Origin of the sequence: Furfurilactobacillus rossiae (genome assembly GCF_013394005.1) — a bacterium.
GTDB lineage: Bacteria > Bacillota > Bacilli > Lactobacillales > Lactobacillaceae > Furfurilactobacillus > Furfurilactobacillus rossiae.
The window spans coordinates 2,165,759-2,188,874 of the sequence record NZ_CP040586.1; the positions used below are offsets into that span (position 1 = coordinate 2,165,759).

Genomic DNA, 23,116 nt, shown 5'->3' on the forward strand with positions numbered 1-23,116 from the left:
ATTAACTCTCGTACTTTTTTAAGCAAACTAATTAATCAAACGAAAGAAGGACTCCTTATGTCAGAAGCTGTCGACACAAATGGCAAACCTTATAACCGTGGACTGATGGTTATGGTTTTGCTGATTGGTACGTTCTGTACCGTTTTGAACCAGACGATTTTGACGACCGCTTTCCCTACATTAATGAAAGCCTTCGATATTTCGACCTCTACGGTTCAATGGTTAACCACTGGATTTTTAATGGTTAACGGGATCATGATTCCCATTTCTGCTTACTTATCCAACCGATTCAATTCAAAATGGCTCTATATTGGTGCCATGATGATTTTTGAAATCGGCACGATTATGGCCTACATCGCACCTAATTACGGCACCTTACTTGCCGGACGTTTAGTTCAGGCGATTGGTGTTGGGGTTACCATGCCATTATTGCAAACATTAATGTTGACGATTTTTCCAGCCAGTTCTCGTGGCGCTGCCATGGGACTAGCCGGTATCGTTATCGGTGTTGCACCTGCTATTGGACCAACACTTTCTGGGTGGGTCATTGATAAGTTCCAGTGGCGCGACTTGTTTGGCATGATCATTCCAATCGTTGCTCTGGTTATCATCTTAGCGTTCTTCTTTATGAAGTCCGTTATTGAAACCTCTAAACCGAAACTTGATTGGCTATCAGCTAGTTTATCTACCATTGGTTTTGGTTCCCTGCTTTACGGATTCTCCTCCGTCGGTGATGATGGCTGGACATCCACTAAGGTGCTGTCATTCCTCGCAGTCGGTGTTGTTGTCATTGCACTATTCATTTGGCGCCAACTCACTATGAAGAACCCATTCTTACAATTGCGTGTTTTCAAGTCCTTTGAATTCACCATTGCCGCAATTTTGAGTTCCGTTGTTACAATTGCAATGACTGGTGTTGAGCTGGTTCTGCCACTTTACCTGCAAATTGTTCATGGTATGAGTGCTTTCCATTCTGGATTAACACTCCTGCCTGGGGCCTTAATGATGGCTGTTATGAGTCCGATTACTGGTCAAACATTTGACCGGATCGGTGCTCGCCGGATGGCTGTTGCTGGGATGTTCCTTTTAACAGCCGGCACCTTGCCGTTTGTCATGATTACCAAGAGTACACCTGTCATTTATGTTACCTTCTTATATGCAGTCCGGATGTTTGGGATTTCAATGGTTATGATGCCTGTAACAACTGCTGGTATGAACGCCCTGTCCTTTGACATGATCTCCCATGGGACTGCCGTTAACAACACAACGCGTCAGGTTGCCACTTCAATTGGTTCAGCAATCTTAGTTTCCGTTTTGTCAAACGTTACGAAGAACGCTATGCCAGCACATCACGTGTTGACACAAACACCATTAGCATATAAGGTTCGGGCCATCAACGCCACAATGAGTGGTTATCATGCAACATTCTGGGTTGCTGTCGGCTTCTGTATCGTTGGTTTCCTGTTAGCCTTCTTCTTAAAGGGTGCTAATCACTCTAATGCTACCGTTACCAGCGATGATCTAAAAGCTGCTTCAGAACCCGCTAATAATGGAGGTGAAGCCTAATGATTCTAGCTACACTTGTCATTGGTGCCATTGCCCTGTTCATTTGCTTCGTCTACATTAATAACCGGACTTGGCAAATCATCGGTACCTTACTATCAATCATCGTGTTATGTGGCTCACTTTTTATGATCGCAGCCAACGACCACAGTCACTTTGGGATGCATAAAGTCACCACAACGACGACTAAACAGATTTATTCTGCTAGTGGTAGTAACGCTAACGGTGTCAATATGGTCCTCTACCAAAACGTTGGGACTAAAGGCACTGAAAACGTTCAAATTTACGCGACCAAGGCTAACCAAAAGAAGCCCGGTCACACACAGGCCGATGAATTTACTACTAACACAATTAAAAAAGCTAGCGGTAATACGGCAACATTAAAAACATCAGAAACACGCTGGGAATATAAGAGCCACACCGCTAAAGTTTGGTTCGGTATTGCCAAAGAAAACCATAAACTGACAAAACGGACGAATACGTTCTATCTGCCAAGTTCATGGTTGCATCTCTCAACCAGCCAAGCAAAGAAGTTGCAAGGCCAGATGGCAAAGATGCAAACACCTCAGGCCAAGGCTCAAATGAAACAACAAGCTGAAGCCTACGTCAAAGCAAAGATGCAAGCTGCCGTTGCTAAGGATCCCAAGCTTGCAACGGATCAAGCGGCTCAAGCAAAATTGACTAAACAATACACGGCTGAATTTCAATCTCAGTTGATTAAAAAAGCAGTAGCATCAGTTAAGTGATTTTTTGAGAGTAAGTAACTGATATGTATCTAAAACGACTCACGTCCAAACTGGCGTGAGTCGTTTTAGTTGTCATTCATAAAGCAGGATGAGCTTTGAACAACCAACTATATTATCGTGCGGAAACATTCTCGTTAAGTGTATGCAGCCGTGTATTAATTAAGCTGGCATACGTATCAACGACCGTTTCAGGTGTGAAACCAAAGTGCTTGATAACTTCACTCCCCTTGCCGCTTAGACCAAATGTATCGATACCAATCACCTTGCCGTCTAACCCGACATATTTACCCCAATCACTCGTGCTCCCCATCTCGATAGACACGCGATTGCGAACGTCACGCGGCAAAACTTCATCCTTATAGTCTTGCGGTTGAGCATCGAACAAATCCATACTTGGCATCGATACCACGGAAACATCCTCACTACGTTCCCACAGTTTCTGCTGTGCAGTCAAGGCTAGTTGAACTTCTGAACCACTGGCAATTAAAATACCATCTGGTTTGAGGCCTTTTTGTGCGGAAATAACGTAAGCCCCCCGACTTACACCTTCCGGATGTGCTTTGGCGCCTGTCAAAACTGGTAAAGTTTGCCGTGTCATGATCAACACGGTTGGATGATCATGTGCTCCCATCGCTTGTTGCCAAGCAGCAATTGTTTCGTTTGCATCAGCTGGACGAATAACAGATAGCCCTGGCATAGCCCTCATGCTGGCCAGTTGTTCAATCGGTTCATGGGTTGGGCCGTCCTCGCCAACTGCTACAGAATCATGGGTGAATACATACGTAACGGGTAGCTTCTGTAAGGCAGCCAACCGCATGGCACCACGCATATAATCTGAAAAGACCATGAACGTGCTGCCGTATACACGTGAACCACCATGCAGGGCAATGCCGTTCATCGCACAGCCTTCAGCGAACTCACGGACACCAAACCACAAATTCCGGTTAACCGCGCTGTCCACGTCAAAACGCCCATTATCCTTAATGTTCGTTTTGTTTGAAGAGAAGAGGTCGGCTGAACCGCCCCATAGTGAGTGTTCCCGTTTACTCAATGTTTGCAAAACCTTAGCGCTAGTCAAACGGGTGGCTTCGGCATCACCAAGCTCATACTGGTCAGTTAAGTCACTTAAGTCCACACTCTTCATTTGACGAACATCATCTGCAAAGTAAGCTGCAAGCTCAGGATACTGAGTCGCATAACTTTCCATCATGTGATTCCAGTCTTCTTCTGCTTTATGCCCACGGCGTTGAATTGTCCGGTAAAAACGATCATACACTTCGCCAGGAACGTAAAACGGTGCATAAGGCCATTGATAATTTTCCTTGGCAACACGCAAATCTGCCGCACTTAATGGCGCGCCGTGAACTGCATGGGTGCCTTGCTTTGGTGCACCATAGCCAATCGTCGTTTTGACCTCAATAATTGTTGGCTTAGTTTGATCCATCTGCGCGGTTTTAATTGCTTTATCGATGCTGTTCAAATCATTACCGTCGTCAACCCGCCGATAGGACCAACCATAGCTTTCAAACCGTTCCTGAATGTTCTCAGCAAACGCATTGCTCAGTGGACCATCCAAAGACACGTCATTAGAATCATAGAGTACAATCAGTTTACCTAATCTTAAACGACCAGCTAAACTAGCAGCTTCATGGGAAATACCTTCCATGAGATCCCCGTCGCCAACGAGCGTGTATGTATAATGATCAACCACTTTAAATCCGGGGCGGTTATACATTGCGCCTAAATGTCGCTCTGCCATCGCCATCCCAACGGACATTCCTAAGCCTTGGCCTAGTGGGCCAGTTGTGGCTTCAACGCCATCGGTCCAGCCATATTCTGGATGTCCAGGTGTCTTGCTACCCATTTGACGAAAATGCTTAAGGTCTGTGATAGAAACTTGGTAACCGCTCAAATGCAGCAGACTGTATAGCATCGCCGATCCATGACCAGCTGATAGCACAAAGCGATCACGGTTAAACCAATGTGAATCTTTAGGGTTAACCGTCATATTTCGAGTCCACAGTGCATATGCCATCGGAGCTGCGCCCATTGGCAAACCAGGATGGCCAGATTGTGCCTTATCGATTGCATCTAAGCTTAACGTCCGCACACTATTTACTGCTAATTGGTCGATTGAATCAAACATATTTATCATCCTTTTTCATAACTGTTTAATAGACACGTCTGTTTTTCTCTCTTTGGTCTATGTTTGTCACAATACCGATTTCAATTTTAAACGGCAAGAATAAAATGATGATAAAAGTGGCATTTTGATTAAAATACGGTTAATTAGTTACTTGAAAATAATTGATTATCCCAGAAATAATAGGGATTTAAACGATTGGTCTAGATTTTGACATTCGTTTGCATTTTTTAATTATTTTATTGCTTTTCAAGCTCATAAAGTTGCTTAAATTAGTCCTTTTATATAAATTGGTATAGCCGATATGGTCGAAAGCTTTCAGCTTCAATACCTTTGCTTTCATTTTTGGACCTATTTTTGAACAATTCCTTTCATACAAAATAAAAAGCATCCCCCAATTTGAAGGATGCTTTTAGTGCCTAAAGTAAATGCATACAAGTGTATCTCTGTAACCTGATAATCGCTATAGCTTCTGATTTTCATTTTTTTGCTGCGCTTCGATTTCTTGACGATTCTTCTTCGTCAAGAAATAAAACGGAACAGCGACTAATAACGCACCAAGACCCCAAAATAGGTTAATCGGTTTAGCCTGTGCCAGTAACCAGCATGAAACTAAAATCGCAATAACCGGAATCACTGGACCAAACGGTACTTTAAAGGAACGCGGTTGATCTGGTCGAGTCCTCCTGAACACTAGGACAGCAATGATTGTTGGCACATACTGAGCAAACCGTGACACAACAGAAATAGCAGCTAATGTGCTGAATGTTCCTGTCAATGCAAGCGGCAACGCTAAAGCAACTGAAATAATCACGGCTACATAGGGCACACCGCGATGATTAACGCGGCCGACAATCTTTGGCATGACCCCATTATCAGCCATTGCTTGCCCACTACGAGGAACGGTAAAGGACTGGGCAACGGAAATTCCTGTGATAGAAATAATCGTACCCGCACCGATAATGTACTTCCCGACTGGCCCAATAATCTGAGTTAACGCCTCCTGCATCGGCGCCGTCGTTGTTGCTAACTTAGTCCCTAAGACTCCGATTGACACCGTTTGAATGAGAAAGTACAACAGAGCCACTATCCCCATTACCGTGATAATTGCACGCGGGACATCGTGTTGGGGATTTTTCATATCCTCAGCGGCAATCACAATGGCCTCAAAACCTGTAAAGGCGTAAAACATGACGATTGCTGCCTGACCGAATGAGCCTGCTACATAATGGCCGTGTGGGAAAAACGGTGTGAAATTGCCAGCATGAAGGAAGAATAACCCAATGGCAACAAACAATACCAGCGGAATAATTTTTGCGACAGTGACCACATTATTTAGCCATTTCGTCACACTAACACCAAGAATGTTAATCACACCTAACCCGACCAGCAACACCGTAATAATCGTGGCATGCCAAACGGGCTTAGCCAATACAGGCCAAAACGCGCCCAGAGCAGTCGCCAGCCCAGCAGCCATCGTAGCCCACGCAATAATACTAATGACCCAAATAATGAAGCCAACTTCATAGCCAACAAAATCACCAAACGCTGCCTTGGCATAGACGTAGGGTCCACCATTCTGTTTGAATAAACTGGCATCCTCGGCAAAACACAATGCAATACTAACAACCAAAAACATGTCGAAGACAAACACTAGCAGACTAGCCGGCCCAATGAGTTTCATCGCCGTATTAGGCAACAAAAAAATACCTGACCCGACAATGGCGTTGATCCCGAATAAAACAATACTTAAAAAGCCAAAACGACCTTTCATTCACCACTACCTCCTTACGTCAATCAACTAAATATGTAAAAAAGATTAATGCTTATTATAGTACATTCAATACGTACCGTATTGTCCGCTTTAATAAACACCACTTTTTTTATCGACAACACTAATTAATGTACGCCCTTCGAGCTACTGTAAAGCAACGATGAATTTAGGATTTTTAGGCAAAAAAACACCCACAATGAAGTGGGTGTTTGATTATCAAAAATAATTTTCGGCGTCAGCCGGGGTTGTCTACCACCAACCCTGTGACTGCCAAGCGGCTTGGGCGCCAGCCCATGAACCGTATCGTGAAACTGCGTATTGTGTTGCAACAGCTTCTTGGTGTTGTGGTGATAAGTCGCCACCTAATTTGTCCATACTCAATTGGTATTTACCGTAGTATTGACCGTTTTGAGCAGTGTATGAACCACCTGATTCACGGGCAGCAATCCATGCTTGAGCTGATGAGTCACCAGTAGAAGCGGCAGGTGCTGCTGCTTGTTGTTGAACAGGAGCAGCTTGTTGCGCAGGCTGAGCCTGAACAGTTTGCTGTTGTGCAGGTTGTGCTGCTTGTTGTACTGGAGCAGCTTGTTGTGTCTGCTGTGCAGGAGCGGCCTGTTGTGCAGGTTGTGCTGCTTGAGTACTTTGTGTACCGTTAGCACCAGGAATATCTAATGATTGGTCAACAAAGATTAAGTTACCACCGTTTTGTAAGTGGTTAGCGTTAACAATTGCATCAACAGTAGTGTTGTTAGCAGTAGCTAATTTTGAAACAGTGTCACCGCTCTTAACAGTAACAGTGGTGTCGGCATTTGCAACAACAGTACCAATTGAAAGTAACGCACCGGCACTAACAGTAGAAAGCATTAATTGTTTGATCTTCATATAGTAAGTTTCACTCCTAATTTTGTATGGTGAGCTCTTTTTCACTCACGCTGGCTAATAGATAAATCTTACGCGATGATTCGCTTGTGTTGTTTATTAACAACTCAACGATGACTACTATACAGCGTGTAAATAACAGAGAAATACCGTCAGCATTACAAATTTAGGCGTTTTTGTCATAAAACTCGAAATCTGAAATATATTGTAATATTTAAGAATGTTTCTTATTGAGCCATAAAACCGCTTATTTGCAATCCAGCCGTCTCAATCAAACGGACAGTTTGCGCCTAAACAGCCGTGTGTTTGCGAAAAACGAGGTCGGTAAGTCCTAGACAGAGAGCAAGCAAAATCCCCATCAAAACGAAGGTTCCATCTCCCAGCCAGTCAATAACGAATCCAAAAATAAAGTTTCCTAGTGGATGCATGAAGTCTACAGAGATAAACCAAATACCAAACACACGGCCCAAATAAGCCACATCAGTTACATTTTGCACTAGCGTAAACAAACCTACCCCAATTCTTGAGATCAAAAATCCATACAATGCCGTCATCGCCAGCAACACCGGATATGGTCGCCAAAAACCAGCAATCAGCATCACGATGGCCAGTAGATAAATGTCGCGCTCAATCTGAGGTAATGCGCGGGCGCTGCGAGCTCGCACCAAGCTCAGGCCGCCTAGTCCCTCCAATGGCCATTACAGCCATCAAATAACTATAAAGATGCTCATTGCCACCAAAGTAATGTTTCACATCATATGGAAGCAACAAATTGAAGGCTGCATAAAAAATGTTCACGACACTGTCGATGACAACCATTTTGACCAGCACAGGCTTACCCATGACATACTTAAAACCGTCTTGTAGACTAGTCCAAATCGATAGCCGACCACTCTTACTGGGTTGATACCGATACCGGATCCCCAGCAGCAACGCAATCGACAATAGGAATGAAAAAGCATTAATTATTAGAAATTCTCGAAAGTTAATCCATGAAACAGCGAGTAGCGCGCCGCCAAGCAGTGGTGCAAAAATGTCTGCCAAACTAAGTGACGTATTTGAAATGGCATTAAATCGTTGTAACGCCGAATCCTGAATAAGTTCCGGCACCATTGCCTTCGCGGCAGGAAAGTTGAAACCCAATCCAATATCTAAAATAGCCGTTAATAAAACCAGCTGATAGAAGATTGGATGGTTGACATCTACAATCAGAGCCATTAACAAACAAGCAACAAAACTAATAATATCTGACCATAACATGACTCGTTTACGATTCACACTATCGACAAGTGGTCCTGCCAGCACATCGGCAGCAACCAATACGAGGCCACCGATTCCCTGAACAACCCCTAAGATAGATGCCGTTCCAGTTGCTTTCACAATGAACCAGTTCAAGCCAAAAATATAAAGTGCGTCACCCAGCCGTGAAATAAACGGGCTTAAGAAAAGTGGCCAACTAAATTTATGTTTCTGATTAAGTGGTGCGTTTTGTGCCATCGATTCTCTCCCCCGTTTCACAGAATGTCAATCCATCATAACAGATTGCTTCTATAAATAGATAATTATTTCAATAATGGTGCTAAATTTCGTTATTGCCAATCTTTCTGCAAAGAAAAACATCCCAGTCCTTATCGACTAGGATGTTAACCGTATTTTGATTAAAGATGTAATGAGATAGAATATACCGTTACGCTGACCAGAAACGCCGATCCGTGAGGACCAGTCTCAGCCTCTCATGTCATCGAAAGTTTGTCCACTATATCAGCTGGAGGCGGCAACAGTGATACCGAGTCGTGAAGGTGCTGTTAATTCGAGTGGTCCTATCGAATTTACAGCACGGACGTTCGCAGAGACTCAGCTTTTACGAGGCTCTGCGGCGAGGTGAAAGACCGTGAACTTCGGGCTTGAACCGGTCCCACGACGAGCGTGTCACTGTTGCCAACCGTAAGCGCAACGTTAGATTCAGATGCTTAGTACTGACGCAAATAAACGGCATCGATAGCGTGATGCTGACGCTTGTGCAGGATAACATTGGCGCGATTACGAGTAGGTAAGATATATTCGTTTAAATTACGCAAGTCCACAGCATCCCACACCTGACGCGCATACAAAAACGCATCTTCACGGGACCCCGTGGCCAGTTCATGATAATAATTCGTCTTATCGTTGAACGCTGAATCCAGCAAGATGCTGAACCGTTCCAAGAACCAGTGTTCAATTAACTTGGGCTCAGCATCGACGTAAATCGAGAAGTCAAAGAAATCACTAACGAAAATTTCTGCCTGTGAGGGTAACTGCAGAACATTGATTCCTTCAACAATTAAGATATCTGGTTGATCAATCTCATCGTATTCATCAGGAATCACATCATACACTTGATGTGAATACCGTGGTGCTTTGACGTTTGGTCGTGATTGTTTCACGTCGTTTAAAAATTGAATTAATCGCGGCATATCATAGCTGTCTGGAAAGCCCTTATCGTCAATAATGCCCTTTTCTTCCAGCACATTATTGGGATATAAAAAACCATCCGTGGTGATTTGCTGAACCTTCAATTGTGCATACAAATGTTTCAACATCAACGCTAACAAACGTGCTGTAGTTGACTTCCCCACTGCCACAGATCCTGCAATACCAATCAAAAATGGCACATGTCGACGTGGCACTTTCAAAAAGTCACTGCGCGCATTATTGGCCAACTGAAATTCATGGTATTTAAGGAGAATATAGTGCACCAACGGCATGTAAATTTCCTTTACATCCGCTAATGAAATTCGGTCATTAAGAGACCGAATCTGATCTAAATCTGCTTCTGTTAATGGAACTGCCTCTGCATCAAATAAATCCCGCCACCGGTCACGCTCAAAACGATCATAGTTGCCTAATTTGTCTGCCATAACTCATCCACCGTGTTTTCTTGAAAAATCCCTTAAAGTATAGCATAGCTCAATCTTTGATACCGGAATTGAACACAAATACTCCGAGATTTCAGCGAAAACGTTACTATTGCACTTTCATTAACTATTCCCGCACATATAAATTCGAATCCACGTGATCCATCAATGGTGTCAATTCACCGTTTGCCAAAATTGTAAGCTGGTGCATCGCACGTGAACAAATCGTGTACAACAACTGCCGTTCACTTTCATCGTGATAAACTGCTTTCGAAGCATCCCAAACGATGATGGCATCGAATTCAAGTCCCTTAGCCAAGTACGCCGGAATAATCAATGTACCTGGCACTAACCGCTGATTTTCAGTCCGAATTAATGTGGCATGGACACCATCAGCTTTGAGGCGATCAGCCACAGTCTCACACTCAGCCAGTGTTTTGCCGATGATAGCAGTCGTTTCATCTGCCTTATCATTGACCGCTAGTTGTTGTTCCAAACGTTGATACAAGGCTTCTCTGTCATTGGCGACTAATACGGCTGGCTTGTCGCCATTACGATCAAAGGCTGTAATTTGTTCACCATCAACCAAAAGGTCCTTCGTAAAGTCAGTGATTTGTTGTGTGGATCGATACGATTTTGTTAGTTGAACTACCCGCGTTTTTTCCGGATCAAACATCGTAGACAGTTCGCCCAGAAGCGTCCGACTATTTTCTTGCGTAAAGATTGCCTGGTTTAAGTCACCAAGCAAAGTGAACCGTGCACGAGGAAAACTAAACTTTAAAAAGGCCAATTGAAAGGCAGAATAATCTTGAACTTCATCGATAAAGACGAAACGGATTTCCTTTTCACCTTTTTTACCTGTCATTAAATCATACAAGTAAAGGTAAGCTGACGTATCCGCCAATGACAAGCGGTGATCACGATAACCATTCAATGTTGCGTCAACACCGGCCTGCCACTGTTCCGTAGTCACATCGTGTTTGCTAAGCTCAATCAGATTAGGCACATGCCGTAAGAAATGAGCATACTGAGCATTAATGTTTAAGTAACGGCTACGGACGATGGCAAGCTGAACTGGCTTGTAGGCTTGCATCACGATCTGACGAGCCAGGAAACGATACTCCTTATCTTGACTGTCAAACTCACGCGGTTGATCGCCAAACATCGTGTCAACCTGCTCTTTAGTTAAGTTTTGAACGGTTTCTTCAACCCACTTATCGTGCAAAGAAGAACTGATGCGCCGGTTCAACATCTTAATCAACTCTTCCCGCGTTGCAGATAAGCGATTACCTAAATGATAGTTTTCATTAAATGAATAGTAAATTTCGGCAATCTTTTCCTTACTAATAAATACTTGATCCTGAAACTTAATGTCCCGGAACCGCATGTCAGCCTGCTCAAGGTGGTTGGCATAGCGCGTAATCACGTCAAAGTATGCCAAACTGCCTTTCAACGCATTGACCGTCTTAAATTTAGTATCAGTGGTTGCGTCAAAACGTTGTTGCAATGTTTCAACCTGAATTTTTGGTAAACGCCGGTTAGTGTATTGCAGATAAGTCATCTGCACCATGTTTTGTTCGCCCAATTCAGGCAACACCTGATTAATATAGTCGTTAAAAAGTTGGTTTGGTGAGAACAAGACCACTTGTCCAGACGTTAAATTGCCGCGGTATCGATACAATAGCCATGCCACTCGTTGTAAAACAGCAGCCGTTTTACCGGACCCAGCGGCCCCCTGAACAAATAACAAGTCAGATTGAGTATCCCGAATAATTTGGTTTTGTTCCTTCTGAATGGTGGTGACAATGCTTTTCATCTTAGTGTTGGATGAGTTGCCCAATGCTTCCATAAGCATTTGATCGCCGACTACTTCATCTGTATCAAAGACAGTGAGGATAACACCATCTTTGATTTGGAATTGACGTTTTAACTTAACATCAACGGTTTGCGGCCCATCCGGCGTTTGATACGTAATGTCGCCAAGACCACCGTCATAATAGATAGAAGAAATTGGTGCCCGCCAGTCATAAACCAAGAAATGATCTGGTGAGTCGGCAAACGAACCCAACCCGATATAAATTGTCTCAGGACCGCGAGTACCATCTTCCTGAAAATCAATGCGGGCAAAATATGGGGTGCGTTCCAATTTTTGTAACACATCAAGTCGTTGAGTAGCGTGTTGCCAGCTGTTTTGCCGTTCATCAAGCATTTGTTGCTGTGCACGCAACGACATGGCAGTGTCGGTCATCCCTTCGTAACTACCGGTATTGAGGTGAACTTCACCAAACGCCCGCTCAATTTCCTTTGTATCACGCGAGGCAGTTTGAATATCCTGTTTGGCCACAACTTCAGCCTGTTTGACTTTTTTAACGACAGCATCTAAATGTTTTTGCTCTTGCTGCTTTACTGTTTCCGTCAACTGGTTTGCCCCCGTTTTTTGGCCGTTATTATGCGACCATTCTCATCAATAAACTCAAAAATTGTACTAAATATTATAGCGCATTTTCACAGTTGGTGACAAATTCTACTCACCATTCGAGTCATAAAACGACTAATTTCTAGCAAACCTGTATTACATCTGAGTACAAATTCGCTTACTGCCGTTACGCTGATTTGAAACGCCGTTCCCTGGGACCAGGTTCAACTCGCACAAACCGCGATTTTCACCTTTGATTATGAGCCGAAAAACGCGTCTCATAAGTCATCCTGTAACACTAAACGGCCCACCCCGCCGCTAAGTGTTACCGACACGGAACTCTGTTTCCAATCAGCTCCACTCCCGCAGTACCTACAGTAGCCCGTGAAACTTTGCGTAAACTACTACGCACTCAGTCAGATGTCTGAAACTTTGGATAAACTGATACGCATTCGATTAGACGTTTGAAACTTGCCACTCTGTCAGCTGGAGGGCGTCAACAGTGATACCGAGCCGTGAAAGTGGTGCTAATTCGGGATGGTTTAACCGAATTTACACCACGGACGGTCGCAAAGACTCCGATTTTCAGGAGGCTTGGCGGCGAGGTGAAAGACCGTGAACTTCAGGCTTGAACCGGTCCCACGGCGAGCGTGTCAATGTTGACAACCGTAAGTGAAGTAAACAGACCTAACTCATAAGTTTTCTCAAAGCTGAGTGATTAGTTTCGCTATTCACCGTTCAGTTGCTTACACTGTAGGTAAAAATGGGAGGTCGCCTATGGATCAGTTGATTCACATCTTGAGCCATTTACAGGATTATATTCTGCCCTTGTTCTCGTGGATGGGCAACTGGAGCTACGTGACCTTATTTCTGTTGATTTTTGCTGAAACTGGTCTGGTTGTTTTTCCATGGTTGCCAGGTGAATCATTGATTTTTGTGACGAGTGCTATCGCGGCGGCCACCCAATCCAGCTTGGACATCAAAGTGCTAGTCCCCATCTTCTTCTTTGCTGCGGTTCTCGGTGATACTTTGAACTTTCGAATCGGCATGTGGTTAATGCACTTTAAGTTTATTAATCGCCGCCTTCATGGTGGTTTAAAACGCGGCGAAGCATTTTTCAAACGTTATGGTGGCCGAGCAGTGATCTTTGGTCGGTTTGTGCCACTGATTCGAACCTTCGTCCCGCTTTTGGCTGGCACGACGAAAATGAGTGAACGTCGTTTTGCCGTCCTCAATGTTATTGGTGTCGCACTGTGGGTCACAGTCGGTAGCGTTTTGGGTTACTACTTCGGCCGTTTGCCATTCGTAAAATCACACTTTGCCCTCATTTTCCTCGGCGTGGCAGTGATTGGTATCTTGCCAGGATTCGTTGTCGGCGCAACGCGCTACCTCCGCCGCCACAGTAATCATTTTTATGAACCATAACGTGGTCTCATCCCAAACGTTGGTATGCTATGATAGAACCATCATAAATTGTGGAGGTTCTCATGTCATTTAACGTTTACATGGTTCGTCATGGTCAAACTTATTTAAACTTGTATCACCGGATGCAAGGCTGGTCAGACGCACCGCTTACTGAAAAAGGCCAGAATGACGGCAAGCATGCCGGTCAGTTACTGAGCCATGTTAAGTTTGACGCTGCGTACTCTAGTGATCTTGCTCGGGCACAAACTACAGGACGGTTGATTCTTGCCGAAAACCCTAGCACCCTCACCGAACCAGTCGCCCGCAAAGAATTCCGTGAAGAATTCTTCGGTTATTGGGAAGGTTATGACGACATGTTAATGTGGCATCAGATTGGCTCGCCTAAGGGTGGCGATACGTATAATGAACTGGTTGAAAAGTTTGGCTTGCAGGAAACAACAGATTTAGTAGCCAATGCGGATCAGTATCACGACGCCGAAACGTACGCGCAATTGTGGGAGCGAATCCAAGCTGGAATGCAGCTGTTACGGGATAACGCCAAGGACGGCGATAACATTTTGCTAGTCACCCACGGCACGTACCTGCGCCACATCATGGATCATTACTCTGACACAATTGGTGCCTTCCCCGGCCCACGAAATGGTAGTGTTACTAAACTAGTTGTAGACAATGATAGTGTGAAAGTACTGTATACCGATCGATTAGATAATATTGAATAGGTTTAATATAAAAAGCACGATCAACGAAATTTCGTTGATCGTGCTTTTTCGATACGGCTAATATGCAATTATTTGCCTAATAATTCCTTTAATTCCGCAATCCGTTTGTCCAACACGGCAAACGCATCGTCCAGGTACTGTCGAGAGGTGACGTCCACCCCTGCTTGCTTGATCAGCTCAATTGGCGCTTGCGAACCACCGGCTTTGAGGAATGTCTTGTATTGTTCTAATGCACCAGGAACTTTGCGATAGATGCGATCGGCGAGTATCGTCGAAATCGCCATTGAAGTCGCGTACTGGTAAACATAGTAGTTCATGTAAAAATGTGGAATCCCTGCCCACGATGGACTCATTTTACTTGTTGTGGAAAGAGCTGGGCCATTGTATTGACGATCCAATTTGCCATACAATTCGCCTAATCTGTCAGCAGTCAGCGGTTCACCGTCTTCAACAGTTTCGTAACACTGGTGTTCAAATTCGGCATACATAGCTTGCGTGTTAACCGTACCAATAAACGTTTCAATTGAAGTCTGCAATAAGTAGGCTTTCATTGCTTTATTGTCTGCATACTTGTCTAACATATAAGCCATCAGCAGATTTTCATTAGTTGTTGATGCAATTTCGGCTGTAAAAATAGGATAATCTGTATTCTGCACTGCTTGAGATTGGTCTGTAAGGTATGATTGCATAGCGTGGCCTGACTCATGTGCCAGTGTAGTTAAGCCATCATAATTATCTGACCAGTTTAATAACACATATGGGTGAACTCCATACACATCAATCTGGTAGCCGCCAGAATATTTCCCGATATTTTCAGCAGCGTCAATCCATCCCTCGCTAAATTCGTGTTTTAAACCCGTTACATAATCATCACCGAGTATCTTCAAGGCATCCAAAACAATCGACTTAGATTCTGAAAAAGTAAACTTTAACTTGGGCCCTCCTACCAGCGGTACCCGAGTATCGTAACCATACATTTGATTCAAACCCATGACATCTTTGCGTAATTGCATATAACGATGCTGACCGTCCAAATGATTGTGAACGGTTGTCACCAATGTGTCATAAACGCTTTCTGGAATTTCATTTTGGAATAATTCACCTTCACGCGCTGTTTTAAAGTTATGCAATCGGTTTTTGACGACCACCCCATTCATATGTGCCGTCAACGTTGCAGCAAAGGTATGTTGTAAGGTTTTATAAGCGGTTTTGAAATTTTCCGATACCTGTTTACGCAATTCCCTATTTGTCGAATTCATGTATTCTGAATATCTAGCAGGCGTTAACTCAGCTATGTCGCCATTCTCGTCTTTCACTTCACCAAACTTAATATCCGCATCATTTAAATTAGAATATATATTTTCTGAGCTATTGAAGACACTGTTACTTTTAGCGAGAATTTTTTCTTGTTCTGTAGGTAGAATGTGATCACGATTTCGTAAAAAATTGACTTCAATATAACGTTTATATTCTTCTAATCTAGGCTCATCGGATAGTAATTTTTTAAATTCGGCTGACGTGATGCGAGTTACCTCAACATTTAGAAATGCTGTGGCTGCACCGAATGCACTAAAAAGTCCCTGTCCTTCTGTCAACAGCTTGGTTCCCTGTGGATTCGTTGTATCGCTATGGTCACGAGTCATACAGTAAACATAGAGCCTTTTTAGTTCGTTATCTAGTGCAACGCCATCGCTAAAGGTTTTATACAAGCTTTCTGCCGAATCCGTCACATGCCCTTCATGTTTCCCAAAACTCTTTAACTTTTCCTTGAAGGCGGCCGCAGCCTGTTCAAACGCCTCGTCACTCGGATATAAATCTTTCAAATTCCATTTCAATTCATCAGGCACTTCAGCCCGTGTTGCTAATTTTTCTGTCATTTTTATGTATCCCCTTTGCCTTGTATGTTTGTATCCTATCAGCTAGACAAAAGGTGTTGGTGATTTTTTTCATAAGTGAAAAAAATACCAGTTCAAAGTTACTGAACTGGCATTTCAATTAACGATAAGGTTACTTTTCAAGTACTTCTTTTAATTCTGCAATCCGCTTGTCCAACACGGCAAAAGCATCGTCCAGGTACTGTCGAGAGGTGACGTCCACCCCTGCTTGCTTGATCAACTCAATTGGCGCTTGTGAGCCACCGGCTTTGAGAAATGTCTTGTATTGGTCCAACGCACCAGGCACCTTGCGGTAAATTCGGTCCGCAATGGTCGTAGAGATGGCCATCGATGTCGCATATTGGTAAACATAGTAGTTGTAATAGAAGTGTGGCACGCCAGCCCAACTACTGTTGTTTTTATCCGGCAAAGTGACCGCTGGACCATTATATTGAGCTACCAAATCGCCATACATAGTTCCCAAATAATCTGCAGTCAACGTTTCGTCATCTTCCACTTTTTCATAAGCATTATGTTCAAATTCCGCAAACAACGTCTGCAAGTTGACCGTCCCAATAAAGTTCTGAATGGATTGCTGCAATAAATAAGCCTTCACTTCTTTATTATCGGCATACTTTTCTAACATGTAGTCCAACAGCAAGTTTTCATTCGTCGTTGACGCAATTTCGGCCGTAAAAATTGGATAGTCGGCATCTTGCGGCGCCTGCGTGGCATTTGTAAAGTACGACTGCATTGCGTGTCCTGATTCATGGGCCAGCGTAGTCAAGCCATAATAATTGTCAGACCAATTCAATAGAATGTACGGGTGAACACCATACACATCGTTTTCATAACCGCCAGAACGTTTGCCAACATTTTCAGCCGCATCGATCCAACCACCACTGAACTCGGCTTTCAAACCAGCGACATAGTCATCCCCGAGAACTTTCAACGCATCTAAAACAATTGCCTTTGATTCATCAAACGTAAATTTCAGCTTAGGATCACCCAACAATGGTGCAGACCGATCATACGTATACATTGGCTTCAATCCCAAAACATCCTGCCGCAGTTGCATATAGTCGTGTTCACCCTGTAAGTGATCATGCACCGTCTGCACTAAAGTATCGTAAACACTTTCTGGAATTTCATTACTGTACAATTCACCTTCGCGGGCCGTCGCAAAATGATGTGCCTGATTTCGCAGAACCGTCCCTTCTATGTGCGTCGATAACGTCGTAGCAAACGTATGTTGTAAGGCATCGTAGGCCTTTTTAATCAATTGACTGGTTCGTTTACGTAAGTCACGATTGGTAGACTGCATGAACACACTGATCTTGGCATCCGTCAATTCAACCATCTCGCCATTTTCATCCTCAATTTCGCCATACTTCATGTCGCCATCGTGTAGCATTGAAAAAATATTCTCGGCACCCTCAAATACTTTGTCGCTTTTAGCCAGTAGCTGTTCTTCAGCCAACGGCAAAATGTGCCCCTGATTTCGCAGAAAGTTAAGCTCCAAATAGCGCCGATAGTCTTTCAAACGTGGTTCATCTTGCAAAAATTGTGCAAAGGTTGCTTTAGGAAGAGCCGTAATTTCAGTGTGTAAAAAACTAATTGTACTTTGCGTTTGCGCGAACAGTGACTGCGCCTGACCAGCCAGTTTCGTTCCAACCGGGTCCGTGGTGTCACTGTCATTTCTGGCACTGGCGTAAAAGTAAATCCGGTCCAACATACCGGAAAGTTTCACCGCGTCAACGACCACTGCGTATAGTTTCTTTGCACTATCCGTGACATGACCTTCATACTGACCAAATTCACCTAACTGATTTTTGTAAGCCACCACGGCGTCATCAAATGCGTCATCACTTGGATATAAATCCTTCAAATTCCATTTCAATTCATCCGGGACTTCCGCCCGGGTTGCTAACTTTTTTGCCATATATAGATCCCCCTAATATGGTTATTAGTATAACAGTTTTTCACATTTTTCTTTAATCATTTTATTATTTGTTTTACAACTTAACGATTGTTATCAAATGGTAATCGTTTCATTCGAATGATTGTGGTATTAATGGAATAAGTCAATAAATTAGGAGTTCACCATGAAAACGGTCATTAACGACACCACAATTCATTACGAAGTGAATGGTTCCGGCACTCCGATGCTGATTATTCACGGACTGGCGCAAAATATTGCTAGTATGCAGATTCCGCTCATGCCTGTGCTGGCAGCGGCTAACATCCAACAAATATACGTCGAACTGCCTGGCATGGGCGAATCCTCTGCCAACATAGGTGTCGGTAGCAGTGATGCTATTTTGGCATTATTAGAAACTTTCGTTAATCAAATCATCGGTGATCAACCGTTTTATGTTGTTGGTCACTCTTACGGCGGATATCTTGCCTTGGGATTGATCCATGACTGGCCCACCCGCATCCTCGGCGCCTTTCTCACTTGCCCTGTAACCATTGCGGATGCACCGGATCGCCATGTCGCTCATCATTACGTTGCCGTTCAAACGGACTTCCCAGTGAAATATAATCAAGACGCGTTTGCTGCATTTAAGGACATGAACGTTAACCTAAACGCTGATGCCTGGAACGCCTATCAACAACAAGTACTGCCGGGTCTGCAACAAGCTAATCACGATTTTATCGCTTTGCTACGGAAACATTATCAATTTTCGTTTGAAAGTAGCCTTATGCAAACGCCGTTTAAAGGTCCGGTAACATTGTTGCTAGGCCGCCAGGATAGCACGGTCGGGTTCCAAGATCAGCTACCCTTACTCAACAGTTTTTCTCGTTTAACCGTCGGCCTTATTGATCACGCCGGTCATAATTTGCTTCAGGATCAACCACGATTGTTTGACGACTACTGGCGTCACTTTCTTACTTCCATTAATGAATCCGCATTTAAAACTAATCGAGAATAAAATGATGCAAAAAAATTAGCAGTGACGTTTTATCCACGTCGCTGCTAATTTATTTTTATCGATTTTGTTCAGTTGTATAGCGTGGTGCACTGAGCAGTGGCTGCCCACCAACGGATTTACGTTGGCCTGCTTGTGACAAAGCGGATTCTAACGCTGCCAGCTTAGGATCGCGGTGGACATGCGTTAGGTCTTCTGTAGGAGCTTCTTCGCTCCCTTGCACAAAGCGACGTGCAACATTATTAATGCTCGATGTTAATTGCTTAACATCACCATCGCGACGAGATGGTTCAAACGTCACGAGGTCACGTACCATTTTGCCCAGCAACTCATCGTTATCAATGTGTTGCGCCAAGTAAGAAATTACATCATTCATCTGTTTGCACCTCACTTATCAACTAGAATGTGACAAACATCATAAAGCTAACTTGCGCTGATGTCAACGGGTTAACTTATTAAAAATAAGTTATGAATTCAAGCTCAATTGTCCGCCAACTATCATAAAAGTTGAATGCCAGCTTTTTAGTGTCTCACTGCCGTTACGCGTAACTGAAACGCCATTCCCTGGGACCGGGTTCAACCCGCACGAACCACGGTTTTCACCCTCGATTATGAGCTGAAAACCACATCTCATAAGTCGTCCTGCAACACTAAGCGGCTAAGTTCCCGCCGCCAAGTGTTGCCGACACGGAACTCTGTTTCAATTCCACTCCACTCTCTAATGTAAAATTCTCCAGTAGCGACGGCAATCAGGTCTCTTTGAAATTCACCAAATTAAATGCAATGTTGCCAACCACTCCTAATATTAGCTGGAGGGCGACAACAGTGATACCGAGTCGTGAAAGTAACGTTAATTCGGTGGTTTATCCGAATTTAGGTTACGGACGATCGCGGAGACTCGGATTTTCACGAGGCTTTGCGGCGAGGTGAAAGACGGTGCACCTTCCGGCTTGAACCGGTCCCACGACGAGTGTGTCACTGTTGACAACCGCAAGCGGAATCACACCTATCTATTTGAACAAAATCTAAGCGAACCCAAACCAGTTTATCCAACTTCAACGGGCTTTTCGATTATGCGAATAATCTGGTCAAACGCCTGCTCAGTTTCCGGAATTGGCAGCCCGAAGAAATCGTGAACCATATAAGGATACTTAAAGAAATTCAAGTGAATGCCGGCTGCCTTCGCCTTATCACGGAACTTAACAGCATCCGGATACAGAATTTCTCGGGTCCCAACGAATAGTGCGATGTGACCAAGGTTACTGATATCACCATACAAAGGACTGACACGCCAATCCGTGGTGTCCGTATTTCTGGCATAATAATGCCCCATCATCACTTGTAGCGAATAGCGATCCAAGATTGGATCCGCGGCCTCATAGTGACCGATTTCTTCGTTTGTTAACCCTACATCTAGCACCGGCGATAAGGCAATGATATCCTTCGGCTGTGGCAAATCAACCGTCTTTAAATATTCGGCTAACGTTAGCGCGAGACCGCCGCCAGCAGAATTCCCGAGTAAAATGATTTTATCGGGCGCCGTCGTCTCAAGCACTTGACGGTAAACCTTTTCCAACATGTTCAACACGTCTTTAAAATCATGCGCCGGTGCTAGCGGATAAATTGGCATTAACACCGTGGCAGAAATCGTGTCCGCCAGTTTGCGTGCCAAACGGACCTGCATCCCCAGCGGCTGATTCCAGAAGCAACCACCATGCAGGTAAATTACCGTGTACCGTTGATCGCCATATTTGCCGTGTAACTCATAGGTATTATCGTAACTGGTTGGGACCTGAACGTCATATTGACGTGACAATCGCGCGTCCATCGTCCATGGCTGTTCATTTTTGTGCAAATAATAGTCGTAAGTTACGAGGTTTTCCATATGTTTGTATGGACTGAACATTCGTTTAGGCTGTAATCGCAAGAGATTTTCCAACACCTTGCTACTAACGCTCCGTTTTTCAACATACTTAGCCTGCACAGTTACAGCTGCAGCACCCACTAAGCCTGCCGTTGCTAGAATATGTTTCATTTTCATCACGTGTAACCTCCATCGTGTCATTGCCAAACTGCGGCATCACTCTTTTACAATCTTACAACGAAAATGCAGATTTTGCCCCCAAAACGTCATATCCACTTTAAATTAGTCATTAATAAATTTGTTACTAAATTTTGAGGTAGCGTTAAGGTCCCGCCGTTATTCTATTAAACATAGACAACAACAAGTTGCCTATCACCCCTAATAGTACTCAAACAGTACAACTCCTGAATCAAATACCCCGTTGAAACGTCCACCTGTTATGGCTAGCAGAGTGGACGTTTCTTTATTTTCACAAATTCTATTGCACAAAAAACGCATCATTTCCGTAACATAACACCAAGCAATGACGCGTTTAGCTTAACTTACAAAGTTGAAAGTGTTCATTTACTTTTAATAACAATGATTCCACCAACTTAATCAAGTCCTGAGCGCTTGAACTGTATGAGCCGGAGGGCGTCAAAATTGAATGTAAGCCGTGGAGGTGTAGTTGATCTGGCGGTTTGTGCCGGATTTACTACACAGGACGGGCGTAAAGACTCGGATTTTCACGAGGCTTGACGGCGAGGTGAAAGACTTCGAGTTTCAGAAGGCTTGAACCGGTCCCACGGCGGCATTCAATTTTGACAACCGCAGGCAAAAGTCAACACGTGCGACCATGCCACGTTTGCAAAACAAAAAAGTGTCATTACCTAGGCTGTGAAAACAAGGTAATGACACTTTTTAAATTGAAGTCTTAGAGCACATCAAGACCAGCCTTTTCGGCCCGTTCTTGATACATCGCAACTTCATCTTCAGCCGCACGAACAAAGTGGTGTGGGGCGATTTCAACCATTGTTCGTGGTTTATCGTCGCCTTCCATCGTTGGCTCGTACGGAATCTGCTTCCGTGCTCGCTCAACTTCTGGATCAGGAACTGGCACTGCTGATAACAAACTCGTTGTATAGTCATGCAAGGGTTTTGTATAAACTTCATCAGCAGGTCCAATTTCCAACATCCGACCATAGTGCATAACACCAATCCGGTCAGAAATATATTTCACCATTGATAAGTCATGGGCAATGAACAGGTACGTTAAATTGTTCTTGATTTGCAATTCCTTCATCAAGTTAACAACTTGCGCCTGAATCGACACATCCAATGCAGAGATGGGTTCATCAGCGATGATGAACTTCGGATCAACGGCTAACGCACGGGCAATCCCGATTCGTTGACGCTGACCACCTGAAAATTCATGCGGATACCGGCTCGAATGATCTTTGTTCAAACCAACTGTTTCCAGTAAATTTTCAACCATGTCCGTTCGTTCCTGATCATTCTTCGCCAAGTGATGGATGTCGATGCCTTCAGCAACAATATCCTTGACCTTCATCCGAGGATTCAGGGAAGCATAAGGATCCTGGAAAATCATCTGCATTTCTTTACGAAATTCCAACTGGTCTTTACGACCTTTGATTTTTGCAACATCCTTACCGTTGAATAAGACTTCACCGGCAGTTGGTTCGTATAAATGAATGATAGCGCGCCCTGTTGTCGTTTTACCAGAACCAGACTCACCAACTAAGCCAAACGTCTCGCCTTCGTAAATGTCGAAGGAGACGTCGTCGACAGCGCGAACTTCGTCGTTTTTGCCAACATTGAAATACTGTTTCAAGTTTTTAACTTCCAGAATCTTTTTACGATCTGTGTAATCCATGTGCGTCTCCTTT

General features: G+C 43.9%; 17 protein-coding genes. 5 read left to right on the top strand and 12 right to left on the bottom strand.

What is annotated here, in order from left to right; genetic code table 11:
- Positions 1-57 precede the first annotated feature (57 nt).
- Positions 58-1,566, top strand: coding sequence for an MDR family MFS transporter (locus LROSL1_RS10520; RefSeq protein WP_178914522.1), 1,509 nt, complete (start codon positions 58-60; stop codon positions 1,564-1,566).
- Complete coding sequence (locus tag LROSL1_RS10525) at positions 1,566-2,309, top strand: DUF4811 domain-containing protein (protein WP_178914523.1); 744 nt, start codon at positions 1,566-1,568, stop codon at positions 2,307-2,309. Before LROSL1_RS10520 ends, LROSL1_RS10525 begins: the two co-directional genes overlap by 1 nt.
- Before the next feature lie 112 nt (positions 2,310-2,421).
- Here the strand turns inward: LROSL1_RS10525 and tkt are convergent, their stop codons facing one another.
- The 7 genes from tkt to helD all read right to left on the bottom strand — a co-directional run bounded on the left by tkt (position 2,422) and on the right by helD (position 12,418).
- Positions 2,422-4,455 carry a transketolase gene (tkt, locus tag LROSL1_RS10530; protein WP_178914524.1) on the bottom strand — a complete coding sequence of 678 codons (2,034 nt, stop codon included), beginning with the start codon at positions 4,453-4,455 and terminating at the stop codon, positions 2,422-2,424.
- Between the two features lie 460 nt (positions 4,456-4,915).
- Complete coding sequence (locus LROSL1_RS10535; protein ID WP_017260975.1) at positions 4,916-6,226, bottom strand: APC family permease; 1,311 nt, start codon at positions 6,224-6,226, stop codon at positions 4,916-4,918.
- A 249-nt stretch (positions 6,227-6,475) separates the two neighbouring features.
- Positions 6,476-7,108: an aggregation-promoting factor gene (gene apf / locus LROSL1_RS10540; protein WP_017260974.1), complete on the bottom strand. Its 633-nt coding sequence runs from the start codon at positions 7,106-7,108 to the stop codon at positions 6,476-6,478.
- Between the two features lie 287 nt (positions 7,109-7,395).
- Entirely contained in the window at positions 7,396-7,770 is a 375-nt protein-coding gene (locus LROSL1_RS13195; protein ID WP_225440523.1) for an MFS transporter, read from the bottom strand.
- The gene (locus LROSL1_RS10545) at positions 7,733-8,602 is read right to left on the bottom strand and encodes an MFS transporter (RefSeq protein ID WP_225440524.1); all 870 of its coding nucleotides are present in this window, start codon (positions 8,600-8,602) and stop codon (positions 7,733-7,735) included. The genes LROSL1_RS13195 and LROSL1_RS10545 overlap by 38 nt, the downstream gene beginning before the upstream one ends.
- A 473-nt stretch (positions 8,603-9,075) precedes the next feature.
- Positions 9,076-10,002, bottom strand: coding sequence for a type I pantothenate kinase (gene coaA / locus LROSL1_RS10550; RefSeq protein ID WP_017260972.1), 927 nt, complete (start codon positions 10,000-10,002; stop codon positions 9,076-9,078).
- Between the two features lie 124 nt (positions 10,003-10,126).
- The gene (gene helD, locus LROSL1_RS10555) at positions 10,127-12,418 is read right to left on the bottom strand and encodes an RNA polymerase recycling motor HelD (RefSeq protein ID WP_178914525.1); all 2,292 of its coding nucleotides are present in this window, start codon (positions 12,416-12,418) and stop codon (positions 10,127-10,129) included.
- Positions 12,419-13,192: 774 nt separating this feature from the next.
- Here helD and LROSL1_RS10560 point away from each other — a divergent pair.
- Complete coding sequence (locus tag LROSL1_RS10560; RefSeq protein WP_178914526.1) at positions 13,193-13,840, top strand: VTT domain-containing protein; 648 nt, start codon at positions 13,193-13,195, stop codon at positions 13,838-13,840.
- Positions 13,841-13,902: 62 nt separating this feature from the next.
- Positions 13,903-14,559 carry a histidine phosphatase family protein gene (locus tag LROSL1_RS10565; protein WP_178914527.1) on the top strand — a complete coding sequence of 219 codons (657 nt, stop codon included), beginning with the start codon at positions 13,903-13,905 and terminating at the stop codon, positions 14,557-14,559.
- Positions 14,560-14,627: 68 nt separating this feature from the next.
- Here LROSL1_RS10565 and pepF (LROSL1_RS10570) read toward each other — a convergent pair whose 3' ends face one another.
- Both pepF (LROSL1_RS10570) and pepF (LROSL1_RS10575) read right to left on the bottom strand, forming a co-directional pair.
- On the bottom strand, positions 14,628-16,436 hold the full coding sequence (gene pepF, locus LROSL1_RS10570; protein ID WP_178914528.1) for an oligoendopeptidase F: 1,809 nt from the start codon (positions 16,434-16,436) through the stop codon (positions 14,628-14,630).
- A gap of 130 nt (positions 16,437-16,566) precedes the next feature.
- Positions 16,567-18,375, bottom strand: a complete 1,809-nt coding sequence (gene pepF, locus LROSL1_RS10575) for an oligoendopeptidase F (protein ID WP_178914529.1) — start codon at positions 18,373-18,375, stop codon at positions 16,567-16,569.
- 163 nt (positions 18,376-18,538) lie between these two features.
- Here pepF (LROSL1_RS10575) and LROSL1_RS10580 point away from each other — a divergent pair, with 163 nt between their 5' ends.
- Positions 18,539-19,369 carry an alpha/beta fold hydrolase gene (locus LROSL1_RS10580; RefSeq protein WP_178914530.1) on the top strand — a complete coding sequence of 277 codons (831 nt, stop codon included), beginning with the start codon at positions 18,539-18,541 and terminating at the stop codon, positions 19,367-19,369.
- A gap of 55 nt (positions 19,370-19,424) precedes the next feature.
- Here the strand turns inward: LROSL1_RS10580 and LROSL1_RS10585 are convergent, their stop codons facing one another.
- The 3 genes from LROSL1_RS10585 to LROSL1_RS10595 form a co-directional block, all read right to left on the bottom strand.
- Positions 19,425-19,742: a hypothetical protein gene (locus LROSL1_RS10585; protein WP_178914531.1), complete on the bottom strand. Its 318-nt coding sequence runs from the start codon at positions 19,740-19,742 to the stop codon at positions 19,425-19,427.
- Positions 19,743-20,411: 669 nt separating this feature from the next.
- The gene (locus LROSL1_RS10590; RefSeq protein WP_178914532.1) at positions 20,412-21,407 is read right to left on the bottom strand and encodes an alpha/beta fold hydrolase; all 996 of its coding nucleotides are present in this window, start codon (positions 21,405-21,407) and stop codon (positions 20,412-20,414) included.
- A 736-nt stretch (positions 21,408-22,143) separates the two neighbouring features.
- The gene (locus LROSL1_RS10595; protein ID WP_161001786.1) at positions 22,144-23,103 is read right to left on the bottom strand and encodes an ABC transporter ATP-binding protein; all 960 of its coding nucleotides are present in this window, start codon (positions 23,101-23,103) and stop codon (positions 22,144-22,146) included.
- Between the last annotated feature and the right edge of the window lie 13 nt (positions 23,104-23,116).

Bases quoted from the DNA above. Each gene is read 5' to 3' on its own strand.
- LROSL1_RS10520 (WP_178914522.1), top strand. From the start codon at position 58: ATGTCAGAAGCTGTCGACACAAATGGCAAACCTTATAACCGTGGACTG.
- LROSL1_RS10525 (WP_178914523.1), top strand. From the start codon at position 1,566: ATGATTCTAGCTACACTTGTCATTGGTGCCATTGCCCTGTTCATTTGC.
- tkt (WP_178914524.1), bottom strand. From the start codon at position 4,455: ATGTTTGATTCAATCGACCAATTAGCAGTAAATAGTGTGCGGACGTTA.
- LROSL1_RS10535 (WP_017260975.1), bottom strand. From the start codon at position 6,226: ATGAAAGGTCGTTTTGGCTTTTTAAGTATTGTTTTATTCGGGATCAAC.
- apf (WP_017260974.1), bottom strand. From the start codon at position 7,108: ATGAAGATCAAACAATTAATGCTTTCTACTGTTAGTGCCGGTGCGTTA.
- LROSL1_RS10545 (WP_225440524.1), bottom strand. From the start codon at position 8,602: ATGGCACAAAACGCACCACTTAATCAGAAACATAAATTTAGTTGGCCA.
- coaA (WP_017260972.1), bottom strand. From the start codon at position 10,002: ATGGCAGACAAATTAGGCAACTATGATCGTTTTGAGCGTGACCGGTGG.
- LROSL1_RS10560 (WP_178914526.1), top strand. From the start codon at position 13,193: ATGGATCAGTTGATTCACATCTTGAGCCATTTACAGGATTATATTCTG.
- LROSL1_RS10565 (WP_178914527.1), top strand. From the start codon at position 13,903: ATGTCATTTAACGTTTACATGGTTCGTCATGGTCAAACTTATTTAAAC.
- pepF (WP_178914528.1), bottom strand. From the start codon at position 16,436: ATGACAGAAAAATTAGCAACACGGGCTGAAGTGCCTGATGAATTGAAA.
- pepF (WP_178914529.1), bottom strand. From the start codon at position 18,375: ATGGCAAAAAAGTTAGCAACCCGGGCGGAAGTCCCGGATGAATTGAAA.
- LROSL1_RS10580 (WP_178914530.1), top strand. From the start codon at position 18,539: ATGAAAACGGTCATTAACGACACCACAATTCATTACGAAGTGAATGGT.
- LROSL1_RS10585 (WP_178914531.1), bottom strand. From the start codon at position 19,742: ATGAATGATGTAATTTCTTACTTGGCGCAACACATTGATAACGATGAG.
- LROSL1_RS10590 (WP_178914532.1), bottom strand. From the start codon at position 21,407: ATGAAAATGAAACATATTCTAGCAACGGCAGGCTTAGTGGGTGCTGCA.
- LROSL1_RS10595 (WP_161001786.1), bottom strand. From the start codon at position 23,103: ATGGATTACACAGATCGTAAAAAGATTCTGGAAGTTAAAAACTTGAAA.